General features: G+C 42.0%; 19 protein-coding genes. 1 reads left to right on the top strand and 18 read right to left on the bottom strand.

Going from position 1 to position 16,479, the window contains the following annotated elements; genetic code table 11:
• Positions 1-144: 144 nt before the first annotated feature.
• From HMPREF9624_RS00695 to HMPREF9624_RS00670, 6 genes are all read right to left on the bottom strand, one after another.
• Positions 145-939, bottom strand: coding sequence for an ABC transporter ATP-binding protein (locus HMPREF9624_RS00695; RefSeq protein WP_009536079.1), 795 nt, complete (start codon positions 937-939; stop codon positions 145-147).
• Positions 932-1,861, bottom strand: a complete 930-nt coding sequence (locus HMPREF9624_RS00690; protein WP_009536078.1) for an ABC transporter permease — start codon at positions 1,859-1,861, stop codon at positions 932-934. The genes HMPREF9624_RS00695 and HMPREF9624_RS00690 overlap by 8 nt, the downstream gene beginning before the upstream one ends.
• A 180-nt stretch (positions 1,862-2,041) precedes the next feature.
• Positions 2,042-3,163, bottom strand: coding sequence for an ABC transporter substrate-binding protein (locus tag HMPREF9624_RS00685; RefSeq protein WP_009428650.1), 1,122 nt, complete (start codon positions 3,161-3,163; stop codon positions 2,042-2,044).
• A 190-nt stretch (positions 3,164-3,353) separates the two neighbouring features.
• The gene (locus HMPREF9624_RS00680; protein ID WP_009536077.1) at positions 3,354-3,632 is read right to left on the bottom strand and encodes a type II toxin-antitoxin system RelB/DinJ family antitoxin; all 279 of its coding nucleotides are present in this window, start codon (positions 3,630-3,632) and stop codon (positions 3,354-3,356) included.
• 313 nt (positions 3,633-3,945) lie between these two features.
• Positions 3,946-4,236 carry a type II toxin-antitoxin system RelE/ParE family toxin gene (locus tag HMPREF9624_RS00675; RefSeq protein WP_009536076.1) on the bottom strand — a complete coding sequence of 97 codons (291 nt, stop codon included), beginning with the start codon at positions 4,234-4,236 and terminating at the stop codon, positions 3,946-3,948.
• A 2-nt stretch (positions 4,237-4,238) separates the two neighbouring features.
• Complete coding sequence (locus tag HMPREF9624_RS00670; RefSeq protein WP_009536075.1) at positions 4,239-4,610, bottom strand: AbrB family transcriptional regulator; 372 nt, start codon at positions 4,608-4,610, stop codon at positions 4,239-4,241.
• Positions 4,611-4,886: 276 nt separating this feature from the next.
• Between HMPREF9624_RS00670 and HMPREF9624_RS00665 the strand changes: the two genes are divergently transcribed.
• The gene (locus HMPREF9624_RS00665) at positions 4,887-5,762 is read left to right on the top strand and encodes a bifunctional hydroxymethylpyrimidine kinase/phosphomethylpyrimidine kinase (protein WP_009536074.1); all 876 of its coding nucleotides are present in this window, start codon (positions 4,887-4,889) and stop codon (positions 5,760-5,762) included.
• 80 nt (positions 5,763-5,842) lie between these two features.
• Here HMPREF9624_RS00665 and HMPREF9624_RS00660 read toward each other — a convergent pair whose 3' ends face one another.
• The 12 genes from HMPREF9624_RS00660 to HMPREF9624_RS00605 all read right to left on the bottom strand — a co-directional run bounded on the left by HMPREF9624_RS00660 (position 5,843) and on the right by HMPREF9624_RS00605 (position 16,462).
• Complete coding sequence (locus HMPREF9624_RS00660) at positions 5,843-6,508, bottom strand: TIGR03943 family putative permease subunit (RefSeq protein ID WP_242822598.1); 666 nt, start codon at positions 6,506-6,508, stop codon at positions 5,843-5,845.
• Positions 6,509-6,669: 161 nt separating this feature from the next.
• Positions 6,670-7,494: a metal ABC transporter permease gene (locus tag HMPREF9624_RS00655; RefSeq protein WP_009536072.1), complete on the bottom strand. Its 825-nt coding sequence runs from the start codon at positions 7,492-7,494 to the stop codon at positions 6,670-6,672.
• Positions 7,487-8,197 (bottom strand): metal ABC transporter ATP-binding protein, encoded by a 711-nt coding sequence (locus tag HMPREF9624_RS00650; protein ID WP_009536071.1) that lies wholly within the window; start codon positions 8,195-8,197, stop codon positions 7,487-7,489. Before HMPREF9624_RS00650 ends, HMPREF9624_RS00655 begins: the two co-directional genes overlap by 8 nt.
• Positions 8,198-9,301, bottom strand: a complete 1,104-nt coding sequence (locus HMPREF9624_RS00645; protein WP_009536070.1) for a metal ABC transporter substrate-binding protein — start codon at positions 9,299-9,301, stop codon at positions 8,198-8,200.
• 24 nt (positions 9,302-9,325) lie between these two features.
• The gene (locus HMPREF9624_RS00640) at positions 9,326-9,766 is read right to left on the bottom strand and encodes a Fur family transcriptional regulator (RefSeq protein WP_009536069.1); all 441 of its coding nucleotides are present in this window, start codon (positions 9,764-9,766) and stop codon (positions 9,326-9,328) included.
• A 198-nt stretch (positions 9,767-9,964) separates the two neighbouring features.
• Positions 9,965-10,687 carry a TIGR00266 family protein gene (locus tag HMPREF9624_RS00635; RefSeq protein WP_009536068.1) on the bottom strand — a complete coding sequence of 241 codons (723 nt, stop codon included), beginning with the start codon at positions 10,685-10,687 and terminating at the stop codon, positions 9,965-9,967.
• Between the two features lie 166 nt (positions 10,688-10,853).
• The gene (locus HMPREF9624_RS00630; protein ID WP_009536067.1) at positions 10,854-12,704 is read right to left on the bottom strand and encodes a histidine kinase; all 1,851 of its coding nucleotides are present in this window, start codon (positions 12,702-12,704) and stop codon (positions 10,854-10,856) included.
• Positions 12,685-13,425 carry a response regulator transcription factor gene (locus HMPREF9624_RS00625; RefSeq protein ID WP_009536066.1) on the bottom strand — a complete coding sequence of 247 codons (741 nt, stop codon included), beginning with the start codon at positions 13,423-13,425 and terminating at the stop codon, positions 12,685-12,687. Before HMPREF9624_RS00625 ends, HMPREF9624_RS00630 begins: the two co-directional genes overlap by 20 nt.
• A 10-nt stretch (positions 13,426-13,435) precedes the next feature.
• Positions 13,436-13,975: a Csac_0668 family 2Fe-2S cluster-binding (seleno)protein gene (locus tag HMPREF9624_RS00620; RefSeq protein WP_408637217.1), complete on the bottom strand. Its 540-nt coding sequence runs from the start codon at positions 13,973-13,975 to the stop codon at positions 13,436-13,438.
• Positions 13,976-14,029: 54 nt separating this feature from the next.
• Positions 14,030-14,242 carry a helix-turn-helix domain-containing protein gene (locus HMPREF9624_RS00615; RefSeq protein WP_008902116.1) on the bottom strand — a complete coding sequence of 71 codons (213 nt, stop codon included), beginning with the start codon at positions 14,240-14,242 and terminating at the stop codon, positions 14,030-14,032.
• A 92-nt stretch (positions 14,243-14,334) separates the two neighbouring features.
• The gene (locus HMPREF9624_RS00610) at positions 14,335-15,354 is read right to left on the bottom strand and encodes an ROK family protein (protein ID WP_009536064.1); all 1,020 of its coding nucleotides are present in this window, start codon (positions 15,352-15,354) and stop codon (positions 14,335-14,337) included.
• 85 nt (positions 15,355-15,439) lie between these two features.
• Positions 15,440-16,462: an ABC transporter substrate-binding protein gene (locus HMPREF9624_RS00605; RefSeq protein WP_009536063.1), complete on the bottom strand. Its 1,023-nt coding sequence runs from the start codon at positions 16,460-16,462 to the stop codon at positions 15,440-15,442.
• Positions 16,463-16,479: the final 17 nt, after the last annotated feature.

The raw sequence follows: 16,479 nt of genomic DNA, 5'->3' as shown, positions 1-16,479 counted from the left end.
TGTTTTTCTTATTATAATACAGAAAAGGCAGTCGCACAGCTAAAAAATTGTCTCTACGTGCTGAACTGCCTCCTTTTTACTTTATCCTCTACCTTTTTCACTTTTTACAGAAATCTTCTTCTCTCTTGTTTCCGGATTCTCTTCTTAGGACAGTAAAATACGGTCGTTATCCAAAGCCTTCCCCGCCTTCTCGGAAAACTTCCGAAGAAGCATATCCACCGTGAGATGCTCTCTTTCTTCTCCGGAAAGATCCAGAACGATTTTTCCGCTGTCCATCATTAAGGTTCTGTTTCCAAGCTCCAGTGCCTGATGCATATTGTGAGTAATCATAAGGCAGGTGATTTCCCGCTCCGCAACAATTCTTTTTGTGAGCGAAAGCACCTTTTCCGCGGTTCCCGGATCCAGTGCCGCCGTATGCTCATCAAGAAGCAGAATCTTCGGCGTAACCATGGTCGCCATTAAAAGTGTGAGTGCCTGTCTCTGTCCTCCGGAAAGAAGACCTACAGGGTGATTCATTCGATCTTCCAATCCCATATCAAGAAGACTTAGTTGCTCTCTAAAGTAGGCTCTCTCCTTCTTTCCCGCACGGGAAAATAAGGAAAGACCGCTCGCCCTGATGTAGGAGACCGAAAGATTTTCCTCAATGCTCATATGAGGAGCCGTACCCATCAAGGGATCCTGAAAAAGCCTTCCGATAAAGGCACTTCTCTTATGCTCCTGTAAGAAAGTGATATCCCTTCCTTCCAAAATAACACTGCCCTTGTCTAAAAGGAAAGAGCCCGAAATGGCATTAAAAAGGGTGGACTTTCCCGCCCCGTTACTTCCTACAATGGTCGCAAAATCTCCCTTATCAAGGTGCAAAGAAAGGTTTTCCAGTGCCTTTTTCTCGTGAATGGTATTCGGATTAAAGGTTTTGGAAATATTCTTTAAATCAAGCATTTTCTCCCCTTTCCCGCATCGCGTTTCTTCTGAGCTTTGCGTAGTGGAAAAGCTCTTTGATTCTTGTGGAAGAAATCGCAAGAGCAACAATTAAAGCGCTGACCAGCTTAAAAGCTTCTGTCGGAACACGCAGGCGAAGTGCAAGAGCAATGACCAAACGATAAAGAATCGCTCCGCCGATAACCCCGAGGATTCTTCCAAGAAGCTTTCTCTTCCCGAAAAGCGTCTCTCCGATTACAAGAGAAGCAAGCGCTACCGTGACCATACCGTTTCCCAAGTTGATATCCGAGGCTTTATTGTACTGAGCAATCAAAGCTCCGGAAAGACCGGTTAAGGCATTGGAAAGACAGAGTCCTACCGTAATCGTAAATGCAGGGTTAATGGAAGATGCCCGTACCATAGCCGGACTGTCTCCCGTTGCACGAATGGAAAGCCCGAGCCCCGTTCCGAAGAACCAACGTAAAGCAAAAGCCACTACCAGTAAAATAAGAAGAAGGAGAATCAGCGTTCCCCACTCGGAAAGGAAGGGATTTTCCCCTGCAAACAGGGTAAATACCGTGTCCGTTCCAAATATGGAAAGATTCGAGGAAAAGCCCATTACTGCAAGGTTAATGGTGTAAAGCCCGGTATTCACAATGATTCCGGCAAGGATACTTTCAATTCCGAGCGTCGTTTGCAAAAAAGCGGTGCAAAAGCCCGAAAGAGAGCCGGAAAGCATTGCCATAAAAATTCCCAGTATGGGATGCCCGGAAATCGTAAACACTGCCGATACCGCAGTACCGAGCGTAAAGGATCCGTCCGTGGAAAGATCCGCGATATTTAAGATACTGTAGGAAATAAAAAGGGCCATAGCAACCAGCGCATAAATAAGCCCGATTTCCAAAGCAGTCTTAATAATTCCTATCGTAAAAAATTCAGCCATACTCATCCTACTTATTCTACTTGAATTTACTTGATGTTACTCGAATTTATTTAATGTTACTCGAATGCCGAAGCCTCGTTATCCACTCCGCTTCGGCATAAAAATTGTTCTCAAATTCATCCTGTACTACTTATCAAGATAGCAGTGCTATCTTCTCCGTACAGAATTTCGTGTAAAAATTTATTTTGCAAATTCCTGATTGGTCTTGATTTCTTCTACCTTTGTGCAGTAGGGCTTAAAGACTTCCTTTAACTCATCCATGGAAAAGCCGAGTTTTTCCGCTGTATCGGTATTCACAGTCGCAATACCGTTGTCAAAGGTCTGTACAGGAAGCGTTGCCGTTTCTTTTCCGCCGTGTAAAACCTCATCCACCATATCCGCTGTTGCCTTTCCGAGCTGTACATAGTCTACACCGTAGCCGGCAAAAGCACCGTTTAAAGCAAAGGAATCGGCTCCGCCGTAGTGAGGAATCTTCGCCTTTTGCAATTTCTCATAGAAGCTGAGCTCCGCTTTCTGGATGGTGTTATCCGTCGGAGTGAAAATCGCATCCACCTTTTCTGCAATGAGAGCATCCACTGCCTGATTTACTTCATCGGTAGTCGTTCCGGTCTTTTCTACCACTTCCACACCCTTATCCGCTAAGAATTTCTTTGCGTCTTCAATAGGAGCCTTGGAAGAGTCCTCACTCTTTGAGTAGAGCAGTCCAATTTTCTTTGCATCCTTATTTGCCGCAAAAATCAAATTCATAATGGCATCCGTATTCAAATAGTCGGAAGTTCCGGTAATCATACCGCCCGGCTCTTCCATGGACTTGACAAGCTTTGCGGAAACCGGATCCGATACTGCGGAGAAAACGACGGGAACATTCTTCCCTTCCGTAGCGGACTGTACCACCTGTACTGCAGGAGTGGCAATCGGAACAATAACATCCACCTTATCTGCAAGAAGCTGTGCCGTCATCTGGTTTAGTACAGAGGCATCGCCCTGCCCGTTTAATTTGTACTCCTTATACTCGTACTTTACGCCGTCCTTGGAAAGACTGTCCAGCTCTGTGCAAAGGCTGTCCTCAATCTGATTGAGTGAAGGATGGTCCATAAACTTTAAAATTCCTACTTTATAGGTTTTTTCCTCCCCGGTTTCTCCCTTTTCCTCCGTCTTTTCTTCTGCCTTGGCTTCCGTTCCTTTTTCTTCCGCGGAAATACTTTCATCTCCCTTACTTTCCGCCTTCTCCGCAGGCTTGGAACAAGCCGCTAAAGCAAGCACGGATGCCAAACCAAGAGTTACCAGTAATTTTTTCTTCATAAATACCCTCCTTTTCCTCTTGCAAGGCTTTACTCTAACACAGAAGAGGAGATGTGTAAACGAAGACAGAGGGAGTTTCTCCTCCCTCTGCCATAGATTGTCGGTATAGCTTGTATAACTTATAGCTTCATTGCCATCTTATAATCTTTTTTAAATATTGTCGTTAACTTAACGGTCAGTTTGCTTTCTTTCATCTTTTTAAATCAGCGAATAATTCATCCAAATCCGTATAGCCTTTAACAGCAGAATCTTTTGCAATCCTTTCCGCTTCGGCAATGGCAGCCATTGTCTCTTTATTGGGTACACGAAGATTCACATCAAACGGAATCCCCCCCTCTCGAAGAGATTGTCGAACAAATATATTGAAAGCTGTTGTAAGATTCATTCCCAATTCATTAAAGAGCGATTCCGCCTCCGCCTTTAACTCACTATCCATGCGAATGCTGATATTAGTCGTTGATTTTGCCATATCTTCCTCTTCTTTCCTTATGCATTTATGTAAATAATAAATACATTGCACGAAATATGCAATACATTGCACGATAATTTTAAGATATTTTCCCAACACATGATAAATTGCAATCTATTACCATTAAATCATAACCACCCGTCAACCGGGGTGGTTATGATTTTCCGTTTTAGTCCCACAGTCCATATAGTAATTATAGTTATATCTGACATTGATTTCTAAGCCGGATTTTCTTGCAATATAGAATGGATTATCCGATGAATCCGAGACACTATTTGAATACGCTATAAATAATAGAAAATGATAAAAATCCTTATTTCCTATACCTCTTTAAACTATCATAAAAATTTTCACGAGTTCCTGCCATAATAACAATAATAATCTGAGCTTCTTCTTGATAAACCGCATAAGCTAACTCATAATTTGTCTTATTATAAAATATATCCTGACAGAATATCCCCTCCAGGTCCCCTTTCTTTGCTTCTCCAACGAATGGGTTCTCTAAAATTGTTTGGATAGCCTCGTGAAACTTTTCTTTTAAGCCTTTATCTTTTAACTTTTTAAGATATTTACCCGCTGCGGGAAGAAATCGAAGCTCCGGCATTCCTATTTTTCTCCCCTCTCTCCAAACACCTCTTGCATGGTATAGTAAGGTACTTTATCTTCAGCAACTCTCTTCGCTTCCTTCAGCATCTCTTCCACCGCCGGACGAATTTGCTTCTGCCTACTTCGAAAAGCTCGCAAGAGTTCCTCACCGGAAAACCCCTCTTTAATCAAATCCGAAAGGATTTCTTCCGCAAACTCTCCTCCATTCTCCTGAAGCGGACGTAGAATCAACTCTTTTCCACGTATCTCGCACTCTGCGCCACGCGAAAACCCCAGTTGCGTATAAAACTTTTGGGGAATGGTAATTTGCCTTTTAGGGGAAATACTGAGCTTTTTCACTTCGCTTGCTTTCCTATCCATAATCGTTTTCATATTCTTCCCTCTTACTCCAAATATAATCTTTGTTTCTTTGTTTCTTTGTTTCTTTGTTTCTTTGTTTCTTTGTTTCTTTGTTTCTTTGTTTCTACTTTAATCTTTCGTACCAAAATGTCAAGATTAAGAAATGATTTGTCCATATTGGGAACTGGTATATTTTTATAAAAATGCGCTATACTCTTTACACTGCATTCAGCTTCCTATAATCTTTGATTAAGCAGAAGATATTTTTGCACTCTCGCAATATAATCATTCATAAACGGAGATAGAACCATGCAAAAAGATATTAATGAGATAGCGCAGGCGTCGCAAGCGACCCTCGTTCAGAATAAAAATGTGCCCATCCTGCTCTTAAGCGATTTTCCCTCCTACGGTACGGTGGCACTTAGAATGGCCTCTGCCGTACTGGGTAAGCTCCATTATGATGTCTTTTCCCTTCCGACTGCCCTGGTATCGAATACCTTAAATTACGGAAAGGCGGAAATACTGGATACGACAGAATACCTCTTTCATAGCCTCTCCGTTTGGAAAGAACTCGGCTTTTCTTTTTCCGCACTTTTTATCGGCTTTGTCCTCGGAAATGCACAGGTAAATCAAATTTACCAATTTGCAAAAGAGGAAAAAGAAAAAGGAAGCTATATCTTCTTCGATCCCATTATGGCGGATCACGGAAAACTTTATAACGGCCTTCAAAAAAAGGACATTGAAAGCAGAAAACAGCTCATGCAGGTCGCCGATTGTATTTTCCCGAATAAAACAGAGGCCTGCCTCCTGGCAGACCTCAAAACCGTTCCGGATAATTTTAACTTGGATGAAGCAAAAGAGTTGATTTATTCTTTAGCTCAAAAAGGTGCAAAAAATATCTGTATCACCAGCATGAAAATCGATGAAATGCCCTGTATTTTCCTTTATGAAGAAAGTACAAAGGAATTTCATACTCTCCCCTATACAGAAAGAAAATTGAATCTTGGGGGTACCGGAGACCTTTTCTCTTCTCTGTTTATCGGAAAATATTTGCAGGTGAAAAATTTTCTTTCCGCCGGAGAATGGACCCTTCAGAAAATAAATTCTATTTTAGATGCTTTTCAAGAGAAAAACCATGGTGAGAAAACCATTCCCATTGAGGAATATTTGCCGATTTTAGACTAGCACTGTCCTTCTTCAAATACTGTCTTTTTTCGCTTATCCGTTTAAGTCGAATAAACGAAGTCACCAATTCTCGCCATGTTTTAGTCCGTCACCGTATCTACCCCCACCTCCGGAAGCTCTTCCACATCCAGGGCTTCAATATAGTAGATAAGTTGAGAAAGATCGTTCGAAATGGAATACTTCCCTTTTCGAAGAATCCCTTTTACACGAATCCAGGATTCTTCTGATTTCAGCTTAGACAAATCCAAGTCCGTTTTAAATTCAAAATTTACATAGCCGCCGGTACAATAGGGACAAGACGGTCCCATTCTTCCGACCAGAGTATACCCCCCGAAGTTCATGTAATAGCCGTCAATACTGACCGTCTTCCCCTCATAATCTTGAAAGTTCATATACCAGTCATTAATCTGCGTTGCATAGTGCTTGTCTCCCACTACGATATCCGGCTTATCCAGGTTTACCTTTCCCCTGTCTTCCTTCGGGTCATAGGGATAATCCTCATAGGGATATGATTCTTCCTCCCCTTCCGTCTTCCCGTCGGGAGACTTCTCTCCGGATTTTGCATCGGATGCATTTTCATTTGCTTCCGCCTCGGTCGATGAGTCATCTTTGGAACCATACTCCTTATCCAGTGACTCCTGCTCTTTTTGCTCCAGACTTTCCAAATCCTTAGCCATGGACAGAGCCTCTTCTTCCGAAACGGATGATCCGCTTGCCTCCGTGCTCTTATCTTGTAATTTCCTCACATTATTTTCCTTTTTGCAGGATGTCAAAACAAAAGAAAAACACAAAAGAGAAAAGAGAATATACGCCGTTTTCCTTAAGTAAAGCCGAGTCAAACAGAAAAATTCCGTTGCTATCGGATGTCTTTTCCGATTCTTCTGCTCCTTATTCCTCATTTTTCCTCCTAACTCTTTCTGTTCCGCAGCATCTCAAGGCCTAAGAATAGGAAGAACAAAATCATATCTACAATAACAATGGACGCTCCTGTAGGAATACTGTGCAAAAAGGACAGACTGATTCCGACAATAAAACCGAAGAGCGAAAGAAGCGCCGCTACAAGAATCGTCGAAAGGAAGTTCTTGCATACCCGCATCGCCGTAATGGAAGGGAATACGATCAAGCTGGAAATCAGCAAGGTTCCCATCATGCGCATTCCGAGCACAATGGTAATGGAGGTAAGAAGTGCCAAAACCATATTGTAAAAGCGTGTATTGGTACCGCTGGCCTTCGCAAAACTCTCATCAAAAGTAACCGCAAAAATCCGCGGATAAAACACAATATATAAGAATAAAACCACTATGGAAAGGACGACGGAAAGCCTAAGATCCGAAGGGCTGATGGCCAAAATGGATCCGAACATATAGTTGCACACATCCGTATTCATTCCGGAGGTTAGGGATATCGTCATAACACCGACAGCCAAAGCCCCGCTGCAGAGCAGTGCCGTAGCCGCGTCCCCCTTTATTTTGGAGCTCTCTTCCAGCTGCAGGAGGAAAAATGCCGCCACTACACAGACCGGAATGGATACCGACATCGGTGCGAAATTAAGGGCATAAGCTATGGCCAATGACGCAAAGCCCACATGGGAAAGACCGTCTCCAATCATGGAATACCGTTTTAAAACAAGGCTTGTTCCAAGAAGGGCGGAACACAAAGAAACCAGACCTCCGACCACAAGAGCACGAATCATAAAGTCGTACTGGAACATTTTCAGTAAAGAATTAAGCATTTTCTTCCTCCTTTACCAAAAGTTTCCCCCACTTCGAGGAAAGATAGTCCTCTGCACTTCCGAAAAAGCGCTGTGTACGGTCAAGGTGCAGAATGGTTTTTGCACGCTGCACCACTTCCTTCACATCATGAGAAACCATGATAATGGTCATCCCCTTTTCTTTATTTAACTTATCGAGCATTTCATAGAGCTCTTTCTGTGCGAGAGGATCCAGTCCGGCAACCGGCTCATCCACCACGAGGAGTTTTTCGCTGGCACAGAGGGCTCTTGCTAAAAGAACCCTCTGCCGTTGTCCGCCGGACAGGTCTCTGAAGCAAGACTTCTTAAGACCTGTCACCTTTAAGTACTCCATAGCGTCTTCCACGCTCTTCTTATCTTCCTTTCGAATAAAAAGGAAAAACGAAAGTTTATTTAATCTACCCGACTCTACTACCTCATAACAGCTGGCGGGAAAATCCTTTTGGCTTTCGGTTTGCTGGGGAAGGTAGCCGATTTCATTTGCCTTCAAACCGTCTCCGAAGACAATGCTCCCCTCACTCGCTTTCTTTAAGCCCAAAAGTCCCTTCAAAAGGGTACTTTTTCCTGCGCCGTTTTCCCCAACAATACAAAGGTAGTCGCCTTTTTCTACGGAGAAATGAATATCGGACAATACCGTCTTTCCCTCGTAGGAAAATCCAACATTGTTAAGGGATATATAGGACATCTAGTTTAACGCCTCCTTTAAAGCTTCCACATTCGGCTTCATCAGATCCACATAGGTCTTTCCTGCCTTAAAATCGCTGTCTGTCACATTGTGCACGGAATTAAGCAGCAGCTTCTTTGCCCCGGTATCTTTACTGATGGCATTGACCATATCCTCATTTCCCATTTCGATATGGAAAACAACCGGAATCTTATCTTCCTTAACCTTATCCGTTAAGAAAGCAATGGTTGCTGCAGACGGCTGGGTATCGGTTGAGCATCCCGGAAAAGCGGCAAAGTAGCTTAAGCCGTATTCCTTACAGAAATAAGCAAAGGGGAAACGATCCGCCACAATGATTTCTTTTCTCTTTCCGCTGTCCACTACTTCCTTAAAACTCTTATCCAGCTCCTCAAGTTCCTTGACATAGGAGTCACTGTTTGCCTTGAAGTTCTCTTTATGGCTCTCATCAAGTCCGGAAAGAGTCTCTTCCAGCTTTTCTACAATGGTAATGGCATTTTTCGGGGAAGTCCAAACATGCTCATCCATTTCCGGACCTTCCTCTTCATGCTCTTCAGCCTGATCCGCTTTTTCATGGTCATGGTCTGCTTCCTCATTCGCATGGTCTGCATCCGCATGGTCATGCTCATGCTCTTCTTCCTGCATGCCTTCTACCGTCTCTTCTTCGATGAGATTTACGGCATCCATCATCTTAAACACATGGAAATTTTTATTCTGCACGGATTCCAGAATTCCGTCTACCCATTCGTCGCTGTCTCCCCCGGTATAGATAAAGAGATCCGCATTCTGAATGGTGATAATGTCCTGCGGACTCGGTTCAAAACTGTGCGTTTCCGCACCCGGCTTAACCAGCATGGTAACATCCGCATCTTCTTTGGTAATGGCACGGGCAAAATCATAGGAGGGGAAATTTGTGGTCACAATCTGTAACTTTTTTCCTTCTGTGGGCTTATCCGTACTTTTTTCGGTTTCCATACTCTTTTCCGCATCGGTTGTTACAGCAGCGGCTGTTGTCTCCGCTTCTTTACCGCTCTTGTTTCCACAGGCAAACAGTACGGCAGTGGAAAGCAAGATTCCTCCCGCCAAAATGCATTTTTTCAGTCTCATCTTGAGGCTCCTTTCTTGAAAATACTATAGTTTGTTCTGCTCCTCTTTCTTGGCACAGTCTGCACATAATCCGTAGAAGACCGTTTTCTTGGAATCCCAGTGAAAACCGTGGTGCGTAAGGAGGTGTTGCATCATCCCCTCAAGGTCATGGCAGTGTAAGTGAATGAGTTTCCCGCAGACATTGCACTTGCAATGAAAACAGGAATGGGCTTCCTCCGCCTTTTCCCCTTCTCCGACATACTCAAAGCAAGCCGGACTGTTCTGGTCGATGATGTATTTGTTTACCACTCCTTTTTCGCACAGTCGCTCCAACTGTCGATAAACCGTGGTTGTGCCGATTGGTTTTCCCTCCTCCCGAAAATGAGAAACCAGATCCGACACCGTAAAGTGCATACCGGGACAAGTAGAAAGGTAGGATAAAAGCTCCTCTTTATGTTGGGTTTTATAAATGGTTTTTTCAGCCATACTTCCTCCGTCATTTTCACATTTTCTTTGCCTTAAAATGAAAACCGTTTTCATATTTTAACACTCTGCGCTCCTTTGTCAATAAGCACAGTCCTTATAATAATCTAAGAAATTCATAAAATGGATTTGTAAAAAAGAGAATCGGCTTTACCGATTCTCTTTTGCTATGCCGGGCGTTCTCTGACAGGAAAAATCAAGCTAGAACGAAAATCCGCCTTTTCCGCTATTTTTATTCATTCTGGCAAGAGGCAAAGCGGAAGCCAGACTGCTTAAGTTTCTAGTCTGAATATACACCTTTCCTTCTCCTACAAAACGGTTTACGAGACCCTCTCCGGTGGTAAAGCCAAAGGTTCCGGAAGCCACGGAAATATGATAGTCCAGATTTCTATCCCACGCTACCACATGGTCATTGTCAATGGTCATCGGACAATCCGGATGCACTTCCAGCTCTAAAAGGTCTCCGAAAGCATTGACAAAAACATCGCCCTGCCCTTCCGTTTCCATCACGAAAAGTCCTCCTGTACCGCCAAAAAAAGCTTTCCCGATATCCTGCATCTTCATGGCATATCCTACAGAATAATCTCCTGCCAAAAAGGCCCCCGTATTTAAGCGATACTGCTTTTCTCCAATCGGTAAGCAAACAATTTTCCCGGGAATGGCGGGAGCCACACCGATTCTTCCGCCGTTCATCACGCCTCTTGCTTCGGTAATAAACATACTTTCTCCGCTAGCAATACTTCTTCCCACGGCACTAAGTAGACCTCCAAGACCGCCTCCGTTTGAGCCGGAATTCATTTTCCCCTGTAATTCCACACCGCACATATAGGCCATGGAACCGCGTTCGATTTTCACCGCTTCCCCTGCATTTAAGTAGATTTCCAAGATGGGACAATCGTTATCTCCTATAATTTGATACTGCATAATTCCTCCAATCTTTACCCTCTTTACATTTTCAAAAATGGATAGCCGAAAAGGACTCCTGCAAGAAAGAGTGAAGCCCCAATCCCCGTATAAAATACCGCAATACTCCGGACTCAGCAAGCGAAGAGTATCAATGTGTTTCGTTTTGCCAAAGTAAAAGACTCCTTTACTGTGAGTTAGTAATTATCTTCAATATTCTCCCCTCCTTCCAGATCCCCAATCGCTCACAGGGCTTTTCAGCATCCGAAGGCTTAGAAGAGAAAAACAAAAAGGCATGGCCTTCTTTCTTCCATTTTTCTATATAGGCATAAAGCTCTGTCTCCTCCTCTTTCCCCAGATGGACTTCCCATAAAGCAAAGACTCTGGCGCCGGCAATCATTCCTTTCATGATTTCCACTAAGATTCTCTGTTTTTCTTCCAAATTTTCTACCTGCTCTTGATAAGGAATTTCTTTGGAAAGTTCCGGAAACAAGTCTTTATATCCTGTAATCAATTCTTTATTTCGAAGGAGAAAATGTGGATATTCCGGCTGATAGACAAAAAGATTAGAAAGCACATTCTGCCCCTCTATTAAAGAGCTACCATCACCTACCATCCAGACCTTCGGAACAGTTTTCATCATGCTCTCATAGGACTTTACACAACCGTAATACAACTCTTTCTCAGCGTTCAAGGCTACGACCAAGTCCTTGGGAATAGGTTTGTCCAAAGACAAAAGCATCAGGCTTTCTCCGGAAAAAAGCTGAAAGGATAGATTTTCTACAGAAAATTGAGTTCCCTCGGACAGATACAGCTCTAAAGCAAAGAGAAGTTCTTCTTTTTCCGGCTCTTTAGTACTGATTGTGTTAATAATCAAAGCATTTTCTTCCTCGGACAAAAGATTCAGACTTTCACTGATAAAACTTTCCTCTTCTTGCTTTACGGAAAGTTTTCGGGGAAGTACCATGCACACATCCGTTCCGGCATTTTCTAAGGACTGCAAATATAAACCGTATTCCCGTCCGTAGAGCAAATGGATTCTTTCCTGAATATTCAGGAGAGAAACTCCCATTCCGGCCTTCCCCATATCCCTTTTTCCCACTACACCTCCTTGAAATCCTCTACGGATATTCCGAAGATCTTCATTTATCTGTCTTAGCTTCTCCTCCTCTATGCCGATGCCATCATCAGAGACTTGAATATAAACATGCCGATTACTGCGGCTAATGGAAATCCCTACCTTTCCTCCGGTTTCTCTTCCCTCTAAACCATGCACAATACTATTTTCCACGATAGGTTGCAATAAGATTCTTGGTACTTTTAGCGATAACAAATCCTCTTGCACCTTCACTTCCAGTTCCAGTTTTTTAGAAAAACGAAATCGTTGAATTTGAAAATATACTTCCGTATTGTCCAGTTCCTCTTTTAAAGAAACAAAGTTCTCCTCCTGGGAAATGGTATAACGATAGAAATCACCCAAAAGCTCTGCCATGTTTGCTACTGACTCCAATCCGTTTAAAAGACTTTCCGAGCGAATATTTTCCAGAATATTATAGAGAAAATGAGGATTCATCTGGTTTTGCAGGTTTTGTATATAGGCCAGTTTTTCCCCTTCTTCTATAATTTTATTGGCACTGAGGATTTCTGAAATATAATGGTATTCTTCATGACTTTCCTCTGTCAGATAAACCGGAAGCTCCTGCAATTCCTGCACTTCGCTATAACCCTCCAGGACTCTTCGCAGTGTGGACTGATACCTTTTATAAGGTCTGAGAACGTCATAATAAAAATAAGCAAGTGTCAATATACAAAGACATAGAAGCCCCAGAAGAAGCAGTTTCATTCCCGTCTGAAAGAAGCTGCCTCCTGTTGCGAGCAGTAGGTAAATAATAAAAATAGATAACAAAAATAAAGCCAGCGTTAGAGCATACAGTCGAAGAAGGCGAGAGGATAAGGAACTCAGACCATTCTTCTCTGCTCTTACTAAGCCTTGTCCCGATTTCGATTTATGTTCTGTCTTACTCACTCCGATTTTCATGTAAGGAATTCCTATAGTCCTTGGGATTCATTCCCATTTTCTCAAAAAAACATTTGGAAAAATATTTTGTATCATAATAAAACAGTTGGGAGGCAATTTCCGTAATACTCAAATTGGTCTCTGCCAAAAGCAGCTTGGCTCTTTCCATTCGAAGCCCTGAAATATACTTATTGACACCAAGCGACAATTCCTTCTTAAACTGTGTGCTTAAATAAGAGGCGCTGACCTTACAATACTCTGCCACTTCCTCCAAACCGATATTCTCCTCAAAATGTCGGTCAATATACTTTTTAGACAAAGAAACCAAATGAGAGCAAGGCATATCTTTCATCATGGTTTCCAGACTTGGCCCAGTCAATTCTTCCTTAATCTTCCGAACGCTTTCCTGCAGTTCCTTTTTCTTAATCGGTTTTAACAGATAGTCCGACACCCCTGCCTGTATTCCCTCCTTGGCATAGGAAAAGTCTGAATAGGCGGAAATAATAATAACCTTGGTAGGAAGTTTCTTTCTGGCAATTTCTTTGGCTATATCCAGTCCTGAAAAAACGGGCATCTTAATATCCGTAATCAAAAGCTCCGGAAGTTCTTTCTCCACCCTTTCCAAAGCCTCTTTTCCCGTCTTTGCAAAGGGGAGACATTCCATGCCTTCCTCCTGAAAATCACCCAAAAACTGAATCAACTCGCAAATTCGTTCTTCATCATCCGCTATCAAGACTCTCATTCCTGTTTCCTTAACTTTCATCTTCTACGTCAAGCCTTTTCATACTATAAGTTTGCTCTTCTATATTACATTTATAGCCTTTTAATGCCTTATTGATGGTTTCTTGAATAAAAGGACTACAGCATTTTCCCAAAGGATTGTTAATTTCGCACTTTCCATTTTTCATTGCCCCTGTAAGTCTAATAATATCTTTAATATTCTTTGCACCATCATCTAAAACAGCGTTTATAATTTGTTGCTCTGTAACTTGGTTGCAATAGCATATATATTTGGGATTTGCATCCTTTTTAAACCATATAGGAACTTTTACATCTTCCTTATAAAAAACTCTTTCATTGTTTAAGTTATAATACACGACATCACAATCTTCATTCATACATAAATAGTAAGTTTCTTCATCTACAACCTTTCCCATAAGGTTTTCTGATACCATATGCTTTACAGTTATATTCTTAACCTTTTCTCCTATTTTGTGACATTTGGGGCAATTTGCTTTTTCTTCCACTGTACCAGTGGTTTTTTGTATTGAACCTCAGCAAGATTGATTTATCTTATTTTCTTGACTCACTTTATTTCCTCCTTTCTAAAAAATATTTTCTTCATTTTATTCCACCTCATTTCTATGAATTTCTATAACATCTTCAATTCTGCAATCCAATGCCAGGCAAATCTTTTCTAATGATTCTAAGTTCACATAAGAGTTTTTGCTCATTCTAGAAACTATGTTACTTGTTATGTTTGCAGCTCTTTTTAAGTCTTCTTTGTTCATTTCTCTTTCTACCAATAAGTGCCATAATGGTTTATAAGAAATTGCCATATTATTACCCCTTATCCGTTTTATTGTTAAGATATATTATATCATAAATAGGCTGATAAGTCACTTTAGCCTATTTTATACTTGTGCTTGCGTTAGTATTTATTGAGATAGTCCTTGTTTTTTTTCCTTGTCCCACTTGGAACTGCTCCAAATCCTTGGACTTCCATAGCAACAGAAAGAGCCGCATAATCTCCGATATTATCACTAAGTTTTGATTTTTCTATTTTACATAAGTTTACACTTTCTGTAAAACATTCTTCCCGAATTACTGCCTCTACTTTTTCTTTAAATAAAGCTTCGCATCTCTCATAAATACTGCCTATCACGATACATTCCGGATTTAGAATATCAATAAGTAAGGCAAGGCCTCTTCCCAAATAATAGGCAGAACGATCAAATACCGACCTGGCAAAGGGAGAACCGCCTTTTACTAAAGAAGCCAGGTTTTTTACGGTAAAGTCTGTGATGCCTTTGTCCTGTTCTTCCAAACTGCCCTCTTCTCTTTCTTTATACATCCTCCTTGCCATCTCTTTAATGCCATTTCCGGAGCAAAATCCTTCAAAAGAGCCTTCTTTCCCGTAACCGAAGGAACCACCCTTGGAAAGACGGATATGTCCTACTTCTCCTGCCATTCCGGAACTTCCCCGATATAAACTTCCATTCAAAATCAGTCCGGCCCCCATCCCTGTTCCAAAAGTCAAAAAAATCATGTTCTTTGTTCCCTGACCTGCTCCAAATCTCCACTCACAAAGGGCGCAGGCATTGGCATCATTTTCCAAAAAAGAAGGAACTTGAAATCTATCTTCTAAAATACGCTTTATAGGAATCTCATCATAGCCGGGAAGATTTGGTGGCGATAGAATCAGTCCTTTTTCTTCATCTAATGGCCCACCGCAGCTGGCTCCTGTGGATTGAAGTTGGATATTTTTTTCTAAAAGGAAGGCTTCTCCTATCTTGCAGAGGCATTCTATCGTTTCCAAAGGACTTCTGTTTCCCTGAAAAGTTGGAATTGCCTCCCTTTTCAAAATTTCTATGGGGCCTCCAGCATCTCTTCCCAAAATGACAGCAGATTTTGTTCCTCCTAAATCAAAGCCTAAATAATATTTCTCCATGCGTCCCTCTTTTTTCTTCAATTCATGCAAGAAAAGCGGCTTCAGATTATTCTAAAAGCCGCCTTCCTGTTTCTTTTGTTAAAGCTTACTTAAGGTTATCCTTATTTAAAACAGATACTCCGGTATCTACGGTCTCACCCTTTAAATCTTTTCCATTCAGAGATTCTACTAATGCATCCACACCCATCTTACCCATGACATCCGGGTTCTGTGCCATGGTGCAAAGAAGATATCCATCCTGAATTAAGCTCTTAATATTATCGGACTTATCAAAACCTACACCAACAATCTTATTGTCGCCGGAAGCCTTAATAGCATTTCCGATTCCTACAGTTGAACCTTCATTTCCTCCAAAAATCCCCACAACTCCTTTGGTAATATAGTTTTCCGCAATAGTCTGTGCCTTCGCAGCATCTCCGTCACAATACTGCGTTTCTTCAATGGTAAAATCCGATCCTTCAAAAGCCTCACGGAATCCGTTATCACGGTCTACTGTAGACTGAGTAGAAGCATTGGTACTGATTACACCGATATTTCCCTTGGTAATCCCTTGTGCTTCCAAAGCTTTTTTCATCTCTTCTCCGGCAGTCTTTCCACCTTGTTTGTTATTTGTTGCAAAACTAGCTTCAGCATCTACATTGGCAGGAGAATCCACATAAACAATTTTGATTCCCTGTGCTTGTGCTTCCTTTAAAGAAGCAGAAATCGCATCCGGTCCGTTTGCTGCAATCATAATTCCGTCTACGCCGCCTGCAACGGCATTGTTTACACACTCAATCTGCTTGGAGTCATCCTTGGTATCCGGAGACATAAACTTTACTTCCACGCCAACGAGCTTTGCTTCCGCCTGAGCGCCTTCATTTAAGGTAACCCAATGCTGGTCAAGAGAATCCATAGTAATAAGAGCCAGTTTATAAGGCTTATCAGCCTTTACTGTTGTCTCTCCACTGTTCTCCGCCTTTTCCTCCGTAGCCTTTTCCTCTCCTGCTGCTGTAGTTCCTTCCGTCACTGCCGCAGTAGTGTCCTTAGCATCCTGCTTATCCGAAGTACAGCCGAAGAGCATTGCAGCGGATAAAAGTGCAGCAAGCAAAATCAGTTTCTTTTTCATAATGTTTTCCTCTCTTT

This window comes from Oribacterium asaccharolyticum ACB7 (assembly GCF_000238075.1).
Lineage (GTDB): Bacteria > Bacillota > Clostridia > Lachnospirales > Lachnospiraceae > Oribacterium > Oribacterium asaccharolyticum.
This window is presented reverse-complemented; position numbering and strand designations above follow the sequence as displayed.